Here is a 17,626-nt window from a genome sequence, read left to right on the forward strand (position 1 = left end):
GTGGCTAGGGAGCCACGGGGTCACCGTCCCCGAGCTGCAGCCACCACACGTCGTCGTCGCGGGTGAGCCGCACCTCCTGTCGCTGCCCGTCGCCGAAGCGCAGTTCGACGGTGGCCAGGTACGGCACCACGGGGTCCCGCACCAGCGCGTCGACCGGTTCGCCGGCGTGTGCGCCGTACCGGCTGATCAGCTCCCGCGCGGCGCGGTCCCGGCCGGTGTACCAGGGGGCGCCGAGGCGGGCCAGGTCGGTGGCGTCCCCGGCCTTGAGGCGCTGTACGTACACCTTGAGCAGCGGATCGACGTCACCGGCGAGTTCCCCGGCCTCCGGGTAGTCGGACTTCACGGCGTGGACGGTGACCTTCACCGCCGGTGTTTTCCGCAGGGCGTAGGGAGCGGGGTCCCTCAGCAGCCACCAGGTGCCGACGGCCGCCGCCAGGACGACGGCCAGCGCCGCCGCCCCCGCACAGAGGCGCTTCCCGGCCGGGCCGGCCATCAGTACCACCCCGGAATGACGTGGAAGATGTCCGCCCAGGTGCCCCGCTGGCTGTTGATGTACACGTCGAGGCGCTGGTTGAGACGGTTGTTGTTGTGCGCGGTCACGTACGCCTTGCCGCCCGACATCTTCGTGACGACGCCCGCGTGGTCCCAGCCGCCCCGGCCGCCCCAGTTGAACAGCACGATGTCACCGACCTTGGCGTACTGCTGCTTGGTCTCGGTGTTGATCGCGCCGTCGCTGTGACGCAGCAGGAAGGTGTGCATCTTGTCGGCGACGGTCCAGGTGTAGGAGTACGTGTAGTAGTGCACACCGTGCGGGGCCAGGTGCCCGACCCGCCACCAGTAGTCCGCGCTCTTCTTGTCCTTGTTCACTCCCTTCATGCGCATACCGCCCCCGTGGTACAGGGCCTTGGAGACGAAGTTGGTGCAGTCCTGGCTGAACTCGGACCGGGAGTTCACGTTGTCCCTCGCCCACTTCGCGGTGCCGCTGGCGTTGAGGCTGGCGTAGGGCGTGATCTGCGCCGCGTAGGCCGAGTACGGGCTCGGTGCGGCGCTGGCCGTCCGGGTGGCCTGCGTGGTGCCGCTGTCGTTCTCCACGGTGCCGTAGGTGACGGCTCCGAGGGCCCGGTCGTCCTTGGCCAGCTGCTCCTCGTACTGCTCGGCGTTCATCCTGTTGCGGAGCACGGGCGTGTCCCCGGCGGAGAACGTGTAGAGGATCGTGGCCTCGGTGGTCTCCGGGTCCGAGGGCGCGTCGGCCAGGGTCTTCTGCTGGCCCACCGTCGCGCGGACGGTCACCGTCCCGTCGGCGGAGGGCAGCAGCAGCGTGTCGGAGAGGTCGGTGGTGATCGACGTGTACGTCAGCCCGCTCGCCTTGAGGGCGTCGCGGCTGTCGATCAGCCAGGACTCCTCCGCCTTGAGCAGCGAGGTGTACATGCCGGCGTGCGGACGTCCGTCCACCGCCGCCGCGGCGCTGCCCTTCGCTCCGGTCGTCAGGGAGGCGGAGGCGTCCAGGTATTCGCGGACCGCCTGGGTGTAGGTGGCGCCGTCGAGCGGGGCGCCGAGCGGCTTGGCCTCGGCGCTGGTGACCGCGTCACTCGTGCCGTACGGGCTGGAGGCGCTGACCCGGAAGGTGTACGAGGCCCCGTTGGTGAGGCCGGTGAACACGGAGTCGGTGCCCTGGGTGGTGTGCTTGGCGACCTCGGCGCCGGAGGAGTCGAGGGCGGTCACCTCGTAGGTGAGGACGGTGTCGTTGTAACCGCTGTCCTCGCTGGCCCCCCAGGTGACCAGGGCGCCGGAGTCGGCCGCCCGGGCGCGGACCGCCACGGGCGGCGAGGGCGGGGTGGCCGCCTCGTACTCGGCCGTGAGCGTGGCCGAGGTGAAGCTGATGCCGGCCGTGCTCGCGGCGTCCTCGGCCCTGCGCAGCACCAGGCCGTGGTTGGCGTTCGCCCCGTCGGTCCAGCCCGTGACCAGGCCGGTGACGTCGATCGTCCAGGGCGCGCCGGCCGTCAGGTTGGCCTCCGGGGCCGTGACGGCGTCCAGCTGGCTTCCCGCCCCGGTGGTGTCCCAGGCCGCGTTGAGGGCGTGCACGTCCAGGTCGGGCGTCGTCGCGGCCGACTGGAGGGTGAGCACGGCCTTGGTCACGCGGGCGCCGGCGGGGATCTTCGACACGTCGGCCTTGAGGTAGGCGCGCCAGTTCTTGCCCGAGACGCTGCCGGCCTTCAGGGCGGTACCGGTCTCCCCGACGCAGGCGTCGGAGTCGGTGCAGACGGTGGCCTTGGTGAGCGGCAGGCTCACCGAGGAGGCGGCGGTCACCTGGTCCGGTTCCGCGCCGGTCCCGGCGGCGATCGGGGTCCGCTCGGTCCACGCGGAGCACTTGCCCACGTAGCAGGCCCTCATCGACCAGTCGAACGGGCCGCCGGAGGTGAGCCGGTCGGCGGGGATCTGGAAGCCGGCCCGCTCTCCGCTGGGGACGAGCTGGGCGCCCAGGGTCTGGGTGCCGGTGGCGTTGCCGAGGCGGAACTGGGCCTCGACCATGCCCCCGTTGGGCGAGGTGACGACGCCCGTGACGAGCGGCGAGGCGGTGTCCGTCGCGCCGGCCTGGAGCTGCGTGGGCAGGTCGGCGGGCTGCACGGCGGTCGCGTCGACGCGGAAGGTCTTCCAGTCGGACCAGGCGGAGGTGTCGATCCCGTCGCTGGTGCGGGCGTGCATCCGCAGATGGCTGCCGTCGGGCATCGCCGACGCGGTGGGGATCTGCGTGGTGGCCACGGTGCCCGGCGCGAACTGGGCGGTCTTGCCCGTCCAGGTGTACGTGGTGTCGGCGAACGCGGGGTCCGGCTGGACCTGGAACTCCGTCACCAGGTCGGAGTCGGCGTCGGCGTCGCCCACCTTGGCCTGGAGGGTGGGTGTGAGGGACCCGGCGGTCGTCAGCGTGGTGTCCGTCTTGAGCGGGCCGACACCGAGGGAGGCCGGGACCGTGGGGGCGGAGTTGTAAGTGACGATCAGAGACGGCTCGGTGGCCGCGTCGTGCGATCCGTCGACGTAGTTGGCGGAGCGGTAGCGGCGCCAGGTGAGGGGGTCGGTCTCGTCCACGGCCGCGAGGCGCACACCGTAGTTGGGCTGGCCGTCCGCCCACGCCTGGGCGATGCCGTCGATGTCCCACGACACCTGTCCGGCGGGGCAGGCGGAGCTGTAGCCCTTCGCCGCCGTCGAGACGGGAGCCGAGGCGGTGCTCGTGCCGGGCTGGCTTGCCCACGTGATGGCGGAGGGGTCCCAGTCGCTCGTGACGCGCCGGACCTGGATGCCGGAGTTGTTCGTCGAGCAGGTGGACGACCAGTGCGAGTACATGCGCAGGTCGGCGTCGACGATGTGCTTGCCGACGAACCGGGCCGCGTCGAACTTGAGGTAGGAACGGGCGCGTTCGGTCCCGTTGTACGTGCCCGCCTTCAGCTCGGTCGAACCGCGCTGGGACGTCGGATAGTCGTCGTCCTGGATCCAGGTGTCCGTGAGCGGCCCGAGCAGGGTGTTGGTCGGGTCCACGGTGACCGGGTACTTCACGGCGGGGTCCGTCAGGAACGACGTGTCCGGCTTGAGCACCAGGGTCTGTCCGTCGGCGCCGCCCTCGACGGAGACGCCCACGTCGGTGACCTTCGCCGGTTCGCCCGACGCCTGGCCCTCCCCGGCTCCCCACATGACGGGGACGGGAGCGGTGGCGACGTTCTTGCCGCTGTCGCTCTCCCACAGCAGGCGCTCGTCGGAGGTCTCACGGAGCTTCAGGCCCTCGGCGGACACGGGGATACGCAGCTCCACGTCGTCCTTCGGGCGCTCCTTCAGCACGAGCTGGTGCGAGAAGCCCTCCGGCAGCGCGGTGACCACGAGGTCCTGGCCCGGCCGTACGTCGCTGTAGACGGCGGTGTTGCCCTGGATCTCCGGTTCGGGGAGGGTCCCGTCCCAGCTGATGCCGAGGGTCTTGTCCCCCTCGTCGACCTCGGCGAGCGGTCCCTCACCGCCGTCGGAGATGCGGATGTCGGCCGCGGCCCGGCGGGGCTCGATGCCGCCGTCGCGGCGGACGAGGGTGGTGTCCAGGTCGTGCCATGCGCCGTCGTCGTCCTTGACGCGGACCGGTCCGGTGGCCGCTTCCACGGTCACGGACCCGTCGGGGTTGACGTACGTCGTGGAGCTCTCGGTGCGCAGGGCCGTGACCTCGACGCGTTCCCCCAACGCCGCGGCGCGGCGGCGGGCTTCGCCCGTCGCCGCATCGTCGTCGTCGTCGGATGCGGCCGCCGCCAGCGCCACCGGGGTGACGGTCCCGGTGGTGTCGTGGTGTGCGGGCAGGGCGAGACCGGCGGTCACGACACCGGCCATGGCGTACGCGGCATAGACCAGGAAGCGGTTGCTCCCGGGTCTGTGGCGTCTTCTCATGTAGAGATCCTTGCTTTACAAACTCGTGGCAAAATTCAAAGGATCTTCACACAGGGATCTAGCCATGTCCATGGCTGAAAAGGACCCAGGACGCTCGGCACCCCCACTCGACCCTCCTGCCACACCCGCGAAGCGTCCGCATACCGAACAGGAACATCCGGTCAACGAACCGTTTTTGGCCAAGTTTGTGACGCGGTCCTGACAGATGGCGAGATCTCCTGCCACTCTTCCCTGGCCGACTCACAGCAACCCCACAGTTACTGCGCGCCTGGGTGAGCCGGCTCCGCACCTGCACGTGGCTTTCGCACCGCCCAGTTCTGCCCGGACGTCCCAACCCACCGTCCGGTCTCCCCTGGCCGCGCGACCCGCGGTCACGCAGAAGGAGTCAGTGTTGAGAAGCAATTCCTCTCGCGGACGCACCTCCCACACCTCGCACCGCAGAACCGCCACCGTCGCCCTCGCCGGCGTCGCCGCCCTGATCGCCGCCGCCGTCCAGTCCGGCGCGGCCAGCGCGGCACCGGCGAAGCCGCAGGCCGGGAAGGTCAACCCGGCCCACGCCGCCGTCAAGCTCACGCCCTCGCAGCGCGCCGAGCTGGTCCGCCGCGCCGACACCGGCAGGGCCGCAGCGGCCCGCGCGCTCGGGCTGGGCGCCCAGGAGAAGCTGGTGGTCAAGGACGTCGTCAAGGACGGCGACGGCACGCTGCACACCCGGTACGAGCGGACGTACGCGGGTCTGCCGGTGCTCGGCGGCGATCTGGTCGTGACCACCGCGAAGTCCGGCAAGACGATGGACGTGGTCCGGGCCACCAACGCCACGCTGAAGGTCACCGGTCTCACCCCGGCCGTGTCGGAGGCCGCGGCCAAGCGGCAGGCCGTGCAGCGGGCGAAGGCGCTGGGCGCGGCCAAGCCGGCCGCGGACAGCGTCCGCAAGGTGATCTGGGCGGCGACCGGCAAGCCCGTGCTGGCGTACGAGACGGTCGTCGGCGGGCTCCAGGACGACGGCACCCCGAACCAGCTGCACGTCATCACGGACGCGGCCACCGGCAAGAAGCTGTTCGAGTACCAGGGCGTCCGGACCGGCATCGGCAACACCCAGTACAGCGGGCAGGTCTCGCTGACGACGACCCAGTCCGGTTCGACGTACACGCTCACCGACGGGGCGCGCGGCGGCCACAAGACGTACAACCTGAACCACGGCACCTCCGGCACCGGCACCCTGTTCTCGCAGTCCTCCGACACCTGGGGCAACGGGAGCAACTCCAACGCCGCCACCGCGGGCGCGGACGCCCACTACGGCGCCGCGCTCACCTGGGACTACTACAAGAGCACGTTCGGCCGCAGCGGCATCAAGAACAACGGCGTCGGCGCCTACTCCCGCGTGCACTACGGCAACTCGTACGTGAACGCGTTCTGGGACGACAGCTGCTTCTGCATGACCTACGGCGACGGCTCCGGCAACGCCAAGCCGCTGACCTCGATCGACGTGGCCGGCCACGAGATGAGCCACGGCGTCACCTCCGCCACCGCGAACCTCAACTACAGCGGCGAGTCCGGCGGTCTGAACGAGGCGACCAGCGACATCATGGCCGCCGGCGTGGAGTTCTACGCGAACAACACCACCGACCCCGGCGACTACCTGGTCGGCGAGAAGATCGACATCAACGGCAACGGCACCCCGCTGCGCTACATGGACAAGCCCAGCAAGGACGGCGCGTCCAAGGACAACTGGTACTCGGGCATCGGCGGCGTCGACGTGCACTACTCGTCCGGCCCCGCGAACCACTTCTTCTACCTGCTGAGCGAGGGCAGCGGCGCCAAGGTCGTCAACGGCGTCAGCTACAACTCGCCGACGGCGGACGGACTTCCGGTCACCGGCATCGGCCGGGACAAGGCGCTGCAGATCTGGTACCGGGCGCTGACCACCAAGTGGACGTCCACCACCAACTACGCGGGCGCCCGGACCGGCACCCTGGCGGCGGCCGGCGAGCTGTACGGCACCTCCAGCGCCGAGTACAAGGCGGTGCAGGACGCCTGGGCGGGCGTGGCCGTCGGGTCGCGCTCCGGTGGCGGCGGGGGCGGCGGCACCTCGTACGAGAGCACCACGCCGGTGTCCGTCCCGGACAACGGGCCGGCCGTCACCTCCAGCATCACCGTCTCCGGCCGGACCGGGAACGCGCCGAGCAACCTCCAGGTGTCCGTCGACATCACCCACACCTGGCGGGGTGACCTGGTGATCGACCTCGTCGGCCCCTCGGGCACCGCCTACCGGCTGAAGAACTTCAGCTCCTCGGACTCGGCGGACAACGTGAACGAGACCTACACGGTCAACGCCTCGGCGGAATCGGCCAACGGCACCTGGAAGTTGCGGGTACAGGATCAGGCCACCTACGACACCGGGACGATCAACGGCTGGAAGCTGACCTTCCCGTAAACCGCAGGCCCTAGGGCCCGGAAACACGGCGCTGTCCGAGGGTGGAGCACCCTCGGACAGCGCCCGTTCACACTGCTGAAACGTTCACCCGAAGGTCGACTTTCAGCCAACATCACTTCAGGGTCCTGACATGTACGCGCCCTTGATGTCACTCTCTCTCCACCCGCCGCACAGCACAGCAACTTCACCACGCCACACACTCCGGCCAGTAACCCCACGCTGCCCGGACTCCCCCACGAGAAGGAGCTTCTGTGAGCCCCCTCTACGCGCGTCACAAGCGCACCACTCTGGCCATCGCCACCGCTGTCGCCGCCGGAGCCCTGCTCGCCACTGGTGTGACCACCAGCGCCACCGCCCAGCCGACGGCCAAGCCCCTCGCTGCGGCCCCGACCCAGCTGTCCGCGGCGGCCCGTACCACCCTGATCCAGCAGGCCCAGGCCGGCGCGACCGACACCGCGCACCGGATAGGCCTCGGCGCCAAGGAGAAGCTCGTCGTCAAGGACGTCGTCAAGGACGTCGACGGCACGCTCCACACCCGCTACGAGCGCACCTACGCGGGCCTGCCCGTGCTCGGCGGCGACCTGATCGTGCACACCGCCAAGTCCGGCAAGACCGAGGGCGTCACCAAGGCGGCCAAGTCGGCCATCAAGGTCTCCTCGCTCAAGCCGCAGATCACCGCGGCGAAGGCCGAGAAGCAGGCGGTGTCCGCCGCCAAGACGCTGGGCTCCGCCAAGACCACCGCGGACGGCGCCCGCAAGGTGATCTGGGCCGGCTCCGGCAAGCCCGTCCTCGCCTACGAGACGGTCGTCGGCGGCCTCCAGGACGACGGCACCCCCAACCAGCTGCACGTCATCACCGACGCGGCCACGGGCAAGAAGCTCTACGAGTACCAGGGCATCGAGACCGCGACCGGCAAGACGCTGTACTCCGGCACGGTCACCCTCAACTCCGTGCAGTCGGGCTCGACGTACCAGCTCACCGACAGCGCGCGGGGCAACCACAAGACCTACAACCTGGCCCGCAAGACGTCCGGCACGGGCACCCTGGTGGCCAGCTCGACCAACGTCTTCGGCACCGGTACCGCCTCCAGCTCCTCCTCCGACCAGACCGCGGCGGCCGACGCCGCCTACGGCGCGGCGGAGACCTGGGACTTCTACAAGAGCACCTTCGGCCGCAGCGGCATCAAGAACAACGGTGTCGGCGCCTACTCCCGCGTGCACTACGGCAACGCCTACGTCAACGCGTTCTGGGACGACAGCTGCTTCTGCATGACCTACGGCGACGGCTCCGGCAACGTCGACCCGCTGACCTCGCTGGACGTGGCCGGCCACGAGATGAGCCACGGCGTCACCGCGAACACCGCCGGCCTCAACTACTCCGGTGAGTCCGGCGGCCTGAACGAGGCCACCTCCGACATCTTCGGCACCGGCGTGGAGTTCTTCGCGAACAACGCCAGCGACCCCGGTGACTACCTCATCGGCGAGAAGATCGACATCAACGGCGACGGCACCCCGCTGCGCTACATGGACAAGCCCAGCAAGGACGGCGGCTCGGCGGACTACTGGTCCTCCTCCGTGGGCAACAAGGACGTGCACTACTCGTCCGGCGTCGCGAACCACTTCTTCTACCTCCTCTCGGAGGGCAGCGGTTCGAAGACGATCAACGGCGTGACCTACAACTCGCCGACCTCCAACGGCTCCACGGTCACCGGCATCGGCCGCGCCAAGGCGCTGCAGATCTGGTACAAGGCGCTGACCACGTACATGACCTCGACGACCAACTACAAGGCCGCCCGCACGGCGACCCTGAACGCGGCGTCGGCGCTGTACGGCTCGACCAGCACCGAGTACAAGGCGGTCGCCGCGGCCTGGTCCGCGGTCAACGTCGCCTAGTCGCCAGCGACTCGGCACAGGGCGGCACCCGGGAGGAAGGCCTTCCGGGTGCCGCCCTACCCTTGTGACCCATGTCTTCGGCGCCCTTCACCTACGAGCCGGTCGGCGCGACCCGCGACGATCTCACGTCCTGCCCGCCCGGCTTCCACCCCATGCTCGTCCGCACCCGCCTCGGCGAGGGCCACGAGGTCTTCCGGCGAGCCGCCGAAGCGGTCCTGACCTGGGAGATGCACCGCGCACTGGGCGTCGGCATCGACGCCACCGCCGACCGCGCTGCCCCCGGCGTCGACGTCACCGTCACCCTGGCCGGCGTCATAAAGGCCCCCTGCCGCATCATATGGACGACCGAGGAACCCCGCCGCGCCGGCTGGGCCTACGGCACCCTCCAAGGCCACCCCGAATGCGGCGAGGAAGCCTTCCTCATCGACCGCACCGGCGACGGCACGGTCTGGCTCACCGTGGCGGCCTTCAGCAAGGCCGCCGCGTGGTACGCCCGCGCGGGCGGCCCGGCCACCCGCGGCCTGCAACACGCGTACGCCCGCAGGTGCGGGACGGTACTGAAGCGACTGTGCGCGGGCCTGTCCGAGTCATGACCCGAGAAGCCCCACCCCCCACTTTGTAAGCCGGGATGTATCGATGTGATCATCCCGCCATGGAGGAACACGGGGCCCACACCGGACCGGCGGCGCAAACGCCGAGGTCACGGTTGTACGACTACGCGGACGTCGCGATGCCGGAGCATCAGCCGGAGACCACGGGCGATCCCGACCACAGACGCCGGGAGTTCGCCGTCCTGCTGGGAGAGTTCCGGCGTACGGCGGTACTGGTGCCGGTGGACGGGGACGACGTGCCCCTGTCGGGTGATTTCGGCGGTGTCCGCTGGATCTACGCGTTCTCGAACGAACAGTCCCTGGCGCGTTTCGCCCTGGCGCGGGGCGAGGGTGCGCGGGAGTGGGCGTATCAGCGGTGGCTGGGGGCGCGGCTGCTCGACGCGGTGGTGCCGGCTGTCGGGGTGCCGTGCGGGGTGGCGCTGGACTGCGCTGACGGGGAGGACGGGGCGGTCTTCCCTCCGGTACGCGGGATCGTGCCGGATGCGGTGGCGGTGAATGTGGACGGCGGGACGGGGGACGAGGAGTGACTGGGGGCGGCGGCAAGGACCTGGCGACGGACGGGCTGGCGTTGATCGCCAAGGGGTTGACCGATGCGCTGGGTGAGTTGAAGGAGCTGGGTGGTTTCGGCACGTCCGGGGCCGGCCGTGGCTTCGCCGAGATCGCGCTGTCGGGTGTGGAGCTGGGGCATGAGGGTCTGACGGGTGAGTTCACGTCGTTCTGCGAGCGCTGGGAGTGGGGCGTGCGGTCGCTGATCGCCGAGGGCAACGGGTTCGCGGAGAAGACGGGGCTGGCGGCGGGGACGTACTACGAGACCGACAAGTACGTCGAGGGCACCGTCAAGGTCGTCGAGAACGCGGCCATCGGCAACCCGTACGCCTCCGAGGAGGACGTGGAGAAGATGGGCTACGGCGACATCGCCAAGTCCGGTGCGTACGGCGGCGACGTCGACTACAGCAAGGAGTCCTTCGACCAGGCGTGGGCCAACAGCAAGCAGGGCTGGAAGACGGCCGCGGACGACGTGATGACCTCGCACACCATCGGGCCGGTGCCGGGCATGGGCGTGGGTGATCTGCGCGAGGCGCTCGGGGACGGGGACGGAGACGGTCAGCGGCGGGGGGTTGAGCGCTGATGGGCATCGGGGATGTGACCAATGCGCTCCTGGGCGGTGCCGAGGACCTCTACGACAAGGGCAAGAAGAAGCTCGGCGAGGGCGTCGACTGGGCCACGGACAAGGTCGGCGACAAACTGGACGATGTCGGCCTGCACAAGTGGGCCGACGTGGTGGAGGACTGGGGTGACGGGGTCGCCTCCGACCTCGGCGCAACACCCGGCGAGCAGCAGCTCGGCCAGACAGAGGACGCCGACGAGCTCGTCCACGGCGACCCGGCGAAGATCCGTGAGAGCGCGGGGCACCTGCGGGACTTCCACGGCGCGTTCGACAAGGTCAGCCAGGGGCTGAAGAAGGTCGACTCCTCCGGCTGGAAGGGCGAGGGCGGCGACGCCTTCCGCGAGAAGTTCGGCGTGCACCCCGCCAAGTGGGCGCAGGCGGCCGAGGCCTGCAAGAACGCGGCGGAGGCGCTGGAGTCGTACGCCGACACGGTCAAGTGGGCGCAAGGCCAGGCGAAGGAAGCCGTAGAGCTCTACAAGAAGGGCGAGAAGGCATCCAAGACCGCGTTCGACGCCTACAAGGACAAGGTCGAGACGTACAGCGCGAAGGCGAAGGCGGGCGAGGACCCCGGCCCCGATCCGGGGAAGTTCCACGACCCGGGCAAGGCCACCGTCCAGGCCGCCCAGCACAAGCTCGCCGAGGCTCGCAAGCAGCGCAACACCGCCGCCACCGAGGCGCAGGGCAAGGTGAAGGCGGCGCTCGCCCACGCCCCCGCCGAGCCCCCGCCCCTGGACCGCCTCAAGGGCGACCTGAAGGACGGCGCGCTGTCCACCGGCATCGAACTCACCCACTTCGCCGGAGGCGTCGTCAAGGGCACGGCCGGCCTGGTCACCTTCGTCCGCGGCCTGGACCCGATGGACCCCTACAACCTCACCCACCCGGCCGCGTACATGCAGAACGTCAGCATGACGCTCTCCGGCCTGGTCTCCACCGCCGCACACCCCGAACGCACCGCGAAGACCATGTGGGACGAGTTCCGCAAGGACCCGTCCGAGTTCGGCGGCCGCATGCTGCCCCAGTTCCTCCTCGGCGACGGCGCCGGACTGGAGGCGGGGCTGGCGCGGGATGCGGCGAAGGCTGGTCTGACCCGGCAGGCGGCGGAAGCCGCGGCACGCGGAGAGGCGCGGGCGGGAGCCGAGGGCGCGGCCGCAAAGACGGCCCGGAACCGGGTGAACGAGGACCCGCACGGGCCCTCACGGGAGTCGGATGCGGTCTACAGCGGCGGCACCGACCCGATCGACCTCGCCACCGGCAGGATGTACCTGCCGCAGACCGATGTCACCCTCCCCGGCGCACTCCCCCTGGTCCTCGCCCGTCGCGTCGAGTCGGGCTACCACCTGGGCCGCTGGTTCGGCCCGTCCTGGTCATCCACCCTGGACCAGCGCCTGGAGATCGACGCGGAGGGAATCGTCTACGTCACGGAGGACGGCCTCCTCCTGTCCTACCCCCACCCCGCCCCCGGCCTGCCCACCCTGCCCAGCCACGGCCCCCGCCTCCCCCTGGACCGGGTCGACGGCGGCTACACGATCACCGACCCGCGGACCCACCACACCCGGCACTTCGCCGACCAGGGACCCGGCCTCGCGGTCCTCGAACAGATCGACGACCGCAACGGCAACTGGATCACCTTCGAATACGACGGGGCGGGAGTGCCCTCGGCCGTCGTCCACAGCGGTGGCTACCGCCTGCGGATCGAGAGTGCCGACGGGCGGATCACCGGCCTCTACCTGGCCGGCGGAAGCGAGGACGGATCCGATCTCCAGCTGATCCGGTACGGGTACACGCAAGAGAACGTCACCGAGGTCCGGAACTCCTCCGGGCTGCCTCTCCGCTTCACCTACGACGAGCGGGGACGCGTCACCTCCTGGACGGACACCAACGGTCACGCGTACACGTACGCGTACGACGACAGGGACCGGTGCATCGCGCAGGGCGGCGCGGAAGGGCACATGAGCCTGCGGCTGTCCTACGGCGCAAGAGACCCGGAGACGGGGCTGCACACCACGGAAGCGGTCAACGGCGAGGGCGCCGTGCGCCGGTACTTCGTCAACGACCTGCACCAGATCGTCGCGATGGTGGATCCGGCGGGCCACACCCGGAGCTCCACCCGCGACCGCTTCCATCGCCTGCTGTCCGAGACCGACGCCGTCGGCCGTACGACCTCCCGCCGGTACGACGACATGGGGAACGTAACGGAGATCGTCCGTCCGGACGGCCGTCGCACGACGCTCTCCTACGACGCCCGCGGGCTGCTCACGCGTATCGTGCGCCCGGACGGAAGCTCGCTCCGCCAGGAGTTCGACGCCCGCGGGAACCTGACGTCGGTGGCCGACTCAGCCGGCGGTCGAACGTTCTTCACGTACGACGAGCGCGGCCATGTGTCCGCGATGCGCGACCAGTACGGCCGGGTCACCACCATCCGCTGCGACGCGGCCGGTCTGCCCGCCGAGGTGCGTGACCACGCGGGCAACGTCATGCGGTACCGGCGGGACGCCTTCGGCCGCGTGACCGCCATCACGGACCCCTTCGGTGCGACCGGTGAGATGGAATGGTCCGTCGAGGGCCATGTCACGCGTCGCCGGAATCCGGACGGGACCGAGGAATCGTGGACGTACGACGGTGAGGGGAACTGCCTCACCCACACGAACACGGTCGGCGGAGTGACCCGGTTCGAGTACGGCCCATTCGATCTGCTCACCGCACGCGTCGAACCCGACGGTTCCCGTTACGAGTTCGTGTACGACGACGAACTCCGCCTGACCCGGGTGACCAACCCACAGGGTCGGACGTGGAGTTACGAGTACGACGCCGTGGGACGGCTGAGCACGGAGACCGACTTCGGCGGGCGGGCCATCCGGTACGCGTACGACGCGGCCGGTGCGTTGGTCTCCCGCACGAACGCCCTCGGCCAGGTCGTCTCCTTCGAGCACAACGAACTGGGACAGATCGTCCGCAAGAGCGTCGACGGGGAGGTGATGACGTACACCTACGACTTCACCGACGAGATCGCCCACGCCGGCAACGGCCACGCGGAACTCACCCTCCTCCGTGACCGGCACGGACGCCTGGTCTCCGAGCGGATCAACGGCCGGGAGGTGGCCTACCGCTACGACGAGTTCGGCAACCTGGCCGCGCGCACGACTCCGTCGGGCGCCGTCAGCACCTGGGACTACGACGCCGACGGAAAGCCCTGCCGGCTCACGGCCGACGGTCGGGTCATCGCGCTGGAATACGACCGGACGGGCCGCGAAGTCAGCCGTCGGATCGGCGAGTCCCTGACCGTCTCCCGGTCGTTCGACGCGATGAACCGGCTGGTCTCCCAGGCAGTGGACCACTCTCGCCGCCGGATCCAGGCGCGGACCTACGCGTACCGCGCGGACGGCAGCCTGACCAAGGTCGACGACCAGCTGAACGGCGTCCGACACTACGAACTCGATCCGGCAGGCAGGACCACCCGGGTCACCGGGGACGGGTGGGCGGAGTCCTACGCGTACGACCGGCTCGGCAACCAGACCGCCGCCGACTGGCCCGGGCGGCAGTACGGAGACGACGGGTGCGGCGAACGCGCCTACCAGGGCGCCGACCTCGTCCGCGCCGGCCGGATCCGCTACGAGCACGACGCCGCCGGCCGTGTGGTGCTGCGCCAGAGGACCCGGCTCTCCCGCAAGCCGGACACGTGGCGGTACAGCTGGGACGCGGAGGACCGGCTCACCCGGGTCGTCACTCCGGACGGCACGGTGTGGCGGTACCTGTACGACCCTCTGGGCAGGCGCATCGGCAAACAGCGCATCGCCGAGAACGGTGTCGACGTACTGGAGCAGGTGGACTTCGCCTGGGACGGCACCTCGCTCTGCGAGCAGACGACCAGTTGGGCGGACTCGGGCGACTCGGTGACCCTGACGTGGCATCTCAACGGGGTCGAAGCGGTTGCGCAGAGCGAGCGCCGGACCATGGCCGCGGCCTCGCAGGAAGAGATAGACGCCCGCTTCTTCGCGATCGTGTCCGATCTCTCGGGTACTCCGTGCGAGCTGATCGACGAGTCCGGCGACATCGCCTGGCGCGCCCAGGCCACCAACTGGGGCAAGCTGTCCTGGTCGGTGCGGAGCCGCGCTTACACTCCGCTGCGTTTCCCGGGACAGTACTTCGACCCCGAGACGGGCCTCCACTACAACTACCTCAGGTACTACGACCCCGAAATCGGCCACTATGTCAGCCAGGACCCCCTCGGCCTGGCTCCGGCGGCCAACCCGGTCAGCTACGTGGACCGTCCTTCCGTCTCCTGCGACCCCCTCGGACTTGCCCCACAGAAGTCGCCCTTCCCGCCCAAACCGTACGAGACACCCCATTATCCGGACCTGCCGAAACACTTCAATCCGGAAGGGGGCAACAAGAATTGCACGTACGTGGCCGATGCGTTCGAACAATACATGCGCGGCAACGGCATCAAACCCGTACCCGGTGACATGGGAGGATTCCAGTCCCTGGAGCGCCTGGAGAACGTGTACGGATCCAGCTTCAAGGACACCGATTTCTGGGGCATGGTTGATCATGTCAGGAATGCTGGACACGGCGCCCGCGGTATCATCGCGGCGAGACCTGGCGAGGGAATGCCGGGGCACGTGTTCAATATCGTGAACGATCAGAATCGGGTACTTTTCATCGACGCCCAGACAGGGTTCGTCGATCCCACGTATTTCAAAACATTCAAGTTGATGAGGACCAACTGATGCACACCATGGAACAGGCAGAACGGATCGCAGCGGAATACATCCGGCAGATGTCCGCCGACTGGGACAACGAGGTCGCCCTGTTCCCGGACGAGGATTGCAAGGCCCAGAAGGGAGAGTTCTTCTATTTTGCCTTCCAGTCCGCGAAGTATGTCCTCACGAGGGACGACAAGCACTTCCTCTATGGGCCGTGCCAGATTTCCGTGCACCGCGTGACTGGCGAATGCCGGCTGCTCAGTGTCCAAGAATCGTACGAAATCGACCCGTTCAACGCACGCTAGCCTCGAGCTTTCTCGTGCCAGCAGTCGGTCGGGTGTGGCGAAGCTGGGCCGTCAACAGTGGCCCATGACGACCAACGACGTCCACCAGGCGCACGAGCCCACCGCCCCTGACCAGCAAACCCAGCTCACCAAGATCCACAGCAAGACCCAGGGCAAGAAGAAGTAATCGCCCACGAGTAAGCCCCCTGCCTGCGGTTTCTCCGCTGGCAGGGGGCTTTACTCTTGCCCTGGGCCGTCTTAGCGGCGGTCACTGCAACAGCGGCCCCGCGGCCCGGGCGGTGTTGCCCGTGCCAGACGCGTGCCGGATCGTGCGGGAACAAAGGAACGCACGGCCTGATTCAGGCGGATCCCAGCAAGGAAGTGATCGCCGACAGCGCCCAGAGCAGTGCCAGGGCTCCCAGGACCAGGGAGAGCGCGCCGTAAACCCAGATGTTCATGTGTCTGTCGTGGGCGACCAGGATGATCCGTTCCGGATCCTCCGGCCGATACAGAAGCTCCACCCTGTCGCCCTCTGACAGTGGGCTGCGCATCGCGTGTGCTCCGCCCTCGCCGACGACCTCCCGGCCGCCAGGGAGCGCGTACCGGACCTGGGGGTACAACTGGGCGTCCCCGTCCCCATCCGTCGATTCCCAGATGCCGACGACAATGCCTGTAGTCCGGATGCCGCGCCGACGAACTCCATGAACTCGCCAAGCTTCGCGCCCCATCGCCACGCTCGCGCCGGCGAACACCACCCCGAGCAGCGTCCACACCACGAAGTCGCCCACACAAGAACCTTAGCCTCGATCGCGGTGGACCCTCTTGCTTTCCGGAGCTGATGCCGGGCAGGCCGGTGGCCCGGCTGTCTCGTCGGGTGGGCGCCGGGTTCCACTGCCCGGGGCGGGTGATGCTGTCGCAGGGACGGTGGGTTGCTGGTCAGCCAGGGTCGGGCAGGAGCGCGAGCCGTTCAAGGGCAGCGGTGATCTCGTCGGTCCAGGGCCCAGTGCCGGGCGAGGCGGAGAATCCTGCGCCGACCGGTGGTGACGAGCTGGCCGGCTGCGGAGACCGCAAGCGACGCGGTTCCCAGAGCCTCGCCCGGCCAGTCAGGGCGAGCATGGGCATCCAGGCCAGCAGCTCGAGCGCAATCTGGACGATCTCCATCCTGACCCGGTTCTGGGCGGTGTAGTGCAGGGGCAGGTTGCGCAGGCCGGTGGCCCGGGCGGCCCGGATCCGGTCCTCGGCCCGTGCCCGGAGCCGGTGACGGAGCTCGAGCTCGGCGATCGGCCGGACGGTGGTGTTGGTCGCGAAGCACGTGATCCGCATGCCGTCCGCGTCCGTGATCCTCAACTGGGCGCCGAGATGCGGCCGTTCCTTACGGATGATGAGCAGCATGCCCTTGGGCCAGCCGTCCAGGAGCTTGCCGGTGAGCTCGGCGACCCAGGCCCCGTCCCGGGCCTCACCGTCGGTCTCGACGGCCGGGGTCCAGGCCGAGGCGGGGATCTTCAGCACGTGTTCGTGGATCGCATCGGTGACCGTCATGCCGACCGAGTAGGACAGCCATCGGCCCCGCTTCGCGAGCCAGGACACGAAGCCGTGGGTGCCGCCGGCGGAGTCCGTGCGGATCAGCGTCTGCCGTCCTCGTCGGTAGCGCTTGGGTAGTTGTACCAGGGGGAGTTGGGCGGTGGTGATGTGGTCGGCGGCGGTATTGGAGCCCGCGTTTCCCGGTCTGAGGAGGGTAGCGACGGGCTCTCCGGTTCCGCCCGGTCCGTCGATCAGGCGGGAGACGGTCGGGTCGGAGGCGACCGGGCCGAAGACGGCCGGCTCACACCGCAGCATGGTGACGTCCGCGAGGCAGTCCCCGCCCAGTGCGACCGCCAGGGCGACGTCCAAGAGGATCTTGCCGGGATCGGACGGCCCGCGGCTTCCGCCACGGAGCCAGAGCTGCAGATATAGCCTGGTCAAGGCCCGTCTTGCGGACCGTCTCCAGCAGCAGGACCGCACCGGCCTGCGAGATCACCTGCCGACCGTCTCCCTGGACACGGACACGTGGGTACGACGAGATAGGGCTCTCTCACCTGGAAAGTGCTCTTTTCCTTGCAGCCAACAGGGCCCTCAGGTTGGTCG

Annotated in this window: 10 protein-coding genes and 1 pseudogene; 7 read left to right on the forward strand and 4 right to left on the reverse strand. The window is 69.3% G+C overall.

Features of this window, described 5'->3' with window-relative positions:
* Window positions 1-4: 4 nt before the first annotated feature.
* Both ACIP4Y_RS27965 and ACIP4Y_RS27970 read right to left on the reverse strand, forming a co-directional pair.
* Window positions 5-493: a hypothetical protein gene (locus ACIP4Y_RS27965; protein ID WP_401398465.1), complete on the reverse strand. Its 489-nt coding sequence runs from the start codon at window positions 491-493 to the stop codon at window positions 5-7.
* Window positions 493-4,413 (reverse strand): DNRLRE domain-containing protein, encoded by a 3,921-nt coding sequence (locus ACIP4Y_RS27970; protein WP_401398467.1) that lies wholly within the window; start codon window positions 4,411-4,413, stop codon window positions 493-495. The genes ACIP4Y_RS27965 and ACIP4Y_RS27970 overlap by 1 nt, the downstream gene beginning before the upstream one ends.
* A gap of 391 nt (window positions 4,414-4,804) precedes the next feature.
* On the opposite strand from ACIP4Y_RS27970, the gene ACIP4Y_RS27975 reads away from it, so the two are divergent.
* The 7 genes from ACIP4Y_RS27975 (at window position 4,805) to ACIP4Y_RS28005 (ending at window position 15,523) form a co-directional block, all read left to right on the forward strand.
* A complete protein-coding gene (locus ACIP4Y_RS27975) occupies window positions 4,805-6,844 on the forward strand; it encodes a M4 family metallopeptidase (RefSeq protein WP_401398469.1) in 2,040 nt (679 codons plus the stop codon).
* 251 nt (window positions 6,845-7,095) lie between these two features.
* Window positions 7,096-8,736, forward strand: a complete 1,641-nt coding sequence (locus ACIP4Y_RS27980; protein WP_401398471.1) for a M4 family metallopeptidase — start codon at window positions 7,096-7,098, stop codon at window positions 8,734-8,736.
* Window positions 8,737-8,807: 71 nt separating this feature from the next.
* Window positions 8,808-9,329, forward strand: coding sequence for a DUF1990 domain-containing protein (locus tag ACIP4Y_RS27985; protein WP_358646713.1), 522 nt, complete (start codon window positions 8,808-8,810; stop codon window positions 9,327-9,329).
* A 59-nt stretch (window positions 9,330-9,388) separates the two neighbouring features.
* Window positions 9,389-9,874, forward strand: a complete 486-nt coding sequence (locus ACIP4Y_RS27990) for a hypothetical protein (protein ID WP_401398473.1) — start codon at window positions 9,389-9,391, stop codon at window positions 9,872-9,874.
* The gene (locus ACIP4Y_RS27995) at window positions 9,871-10,476 is read left to right on the forward strand and encodes a hypothetical protein (protein WP_401398475.1); all 606 of its coding nucleotides are present in this window, start codon (window positions 9,871-9,873) and stop codon (window positions 10,474-10,476) included. The genes ACIP4Y_RS27990 and ACIP4Y_RS27995 overlap by 4 nt, the downstream gene beginning before the upstream one ends.
* A 14-nt stretch (window positions 10,477-10,490) precedes the next feature.
* Window positions 10,491-15,242, forward strand: a complete 4,752-nt coding sequence (locus ACIP4Y_RS28000; RefSeq protein WP_401398477.1) for a putative T7SS-secreted protein — start codon at window positions 10,491-10,493, stop codon at window positions 15,240-15,242.
* Entirely contained in the window at window positions 15,242-15,523 is a 282-nt protein-coding gene (locus ACIP4Y_RS28005; protein WP_401398479.1) for a hypothetical protein, read from the forward strand. Before ACIP4Y_RS28000 ends, ACIP4Y_RS28005 begins: the two co-directional genes overlap by 1 nt.
* A 338-nt stretch (window positions 15,524-15,861) precedes the next feature.
* On the opposite strand, the gene ACIP4Y_RS28010 is transcribed toward ACIP4Y_RS28005, so the two are convergent.
* Complete coding sequence (locus tag ACIP4Y_RS28010) at window positions 15,862-16,290, reverse strand: DUF3592 domain-containing protein (RefSeq protein ID WP_401398481.1); 429 nt, start codon at window positions 16,288-16,290, stop codon at window positions 15,862-15,864.
* Between the two features lie 148 nt (window positions 16,291-16,438).
* Window positions 16,439-17,564 (reverse strand): annotated as a pseudogene (locus tag ACIP4Y_RS28015) (transposase).
* Window positions 17,565-17,626 lie beyond the last annotated feature (62 nt).

The sequence above is a fragment of the Streptomyces sp. NPDC088810 genome (assembly GCF_044750305.1).
GTDB lineage: Bacteria > Actinomycetota > Actinomycetes > Streptomycetales > Streptomycetaceae > Streptomyces.

Coding starts and splice junctions, on each gene's coding strand:
- ACIP4Y_RS27965 (WP_401398465.1), bottom strand. CDS start 493: ATGGCCGGCCCGGCCGGGAAGCGCCTCTGTGCGGGGGCGGCGGCGCTG.
- ACIP4Y_RS27970 (WP_401398467.1), bottom strand. CDS start 4,413: ATGAGAAGACGCCACAGACCCGGGAGCAACCGCTTCCTGGTCTATGCC.
- ACIP4Y_RS27985 (WP_358646713.1), top strand. CDS start 8,808: ATGTCTTCGGCGCCCTTCACCTACGAGCCGGTCGGCGCGACCCGCGAC.
- ACIP4Y_RS27990 (WP_401398473.1), top strand. CDS start 9,389: ATGGAGGAACACGGGGCCCACACCGGACCGGCGGCGCAAACGCCGAGG.
- ACIP4Y_RS28005 (WP_401398479.1), top strand. CDS start 15,242: ATGCACACCATGGAACAGGCAGAACGGATCGCAGCGGAATACATCCGG.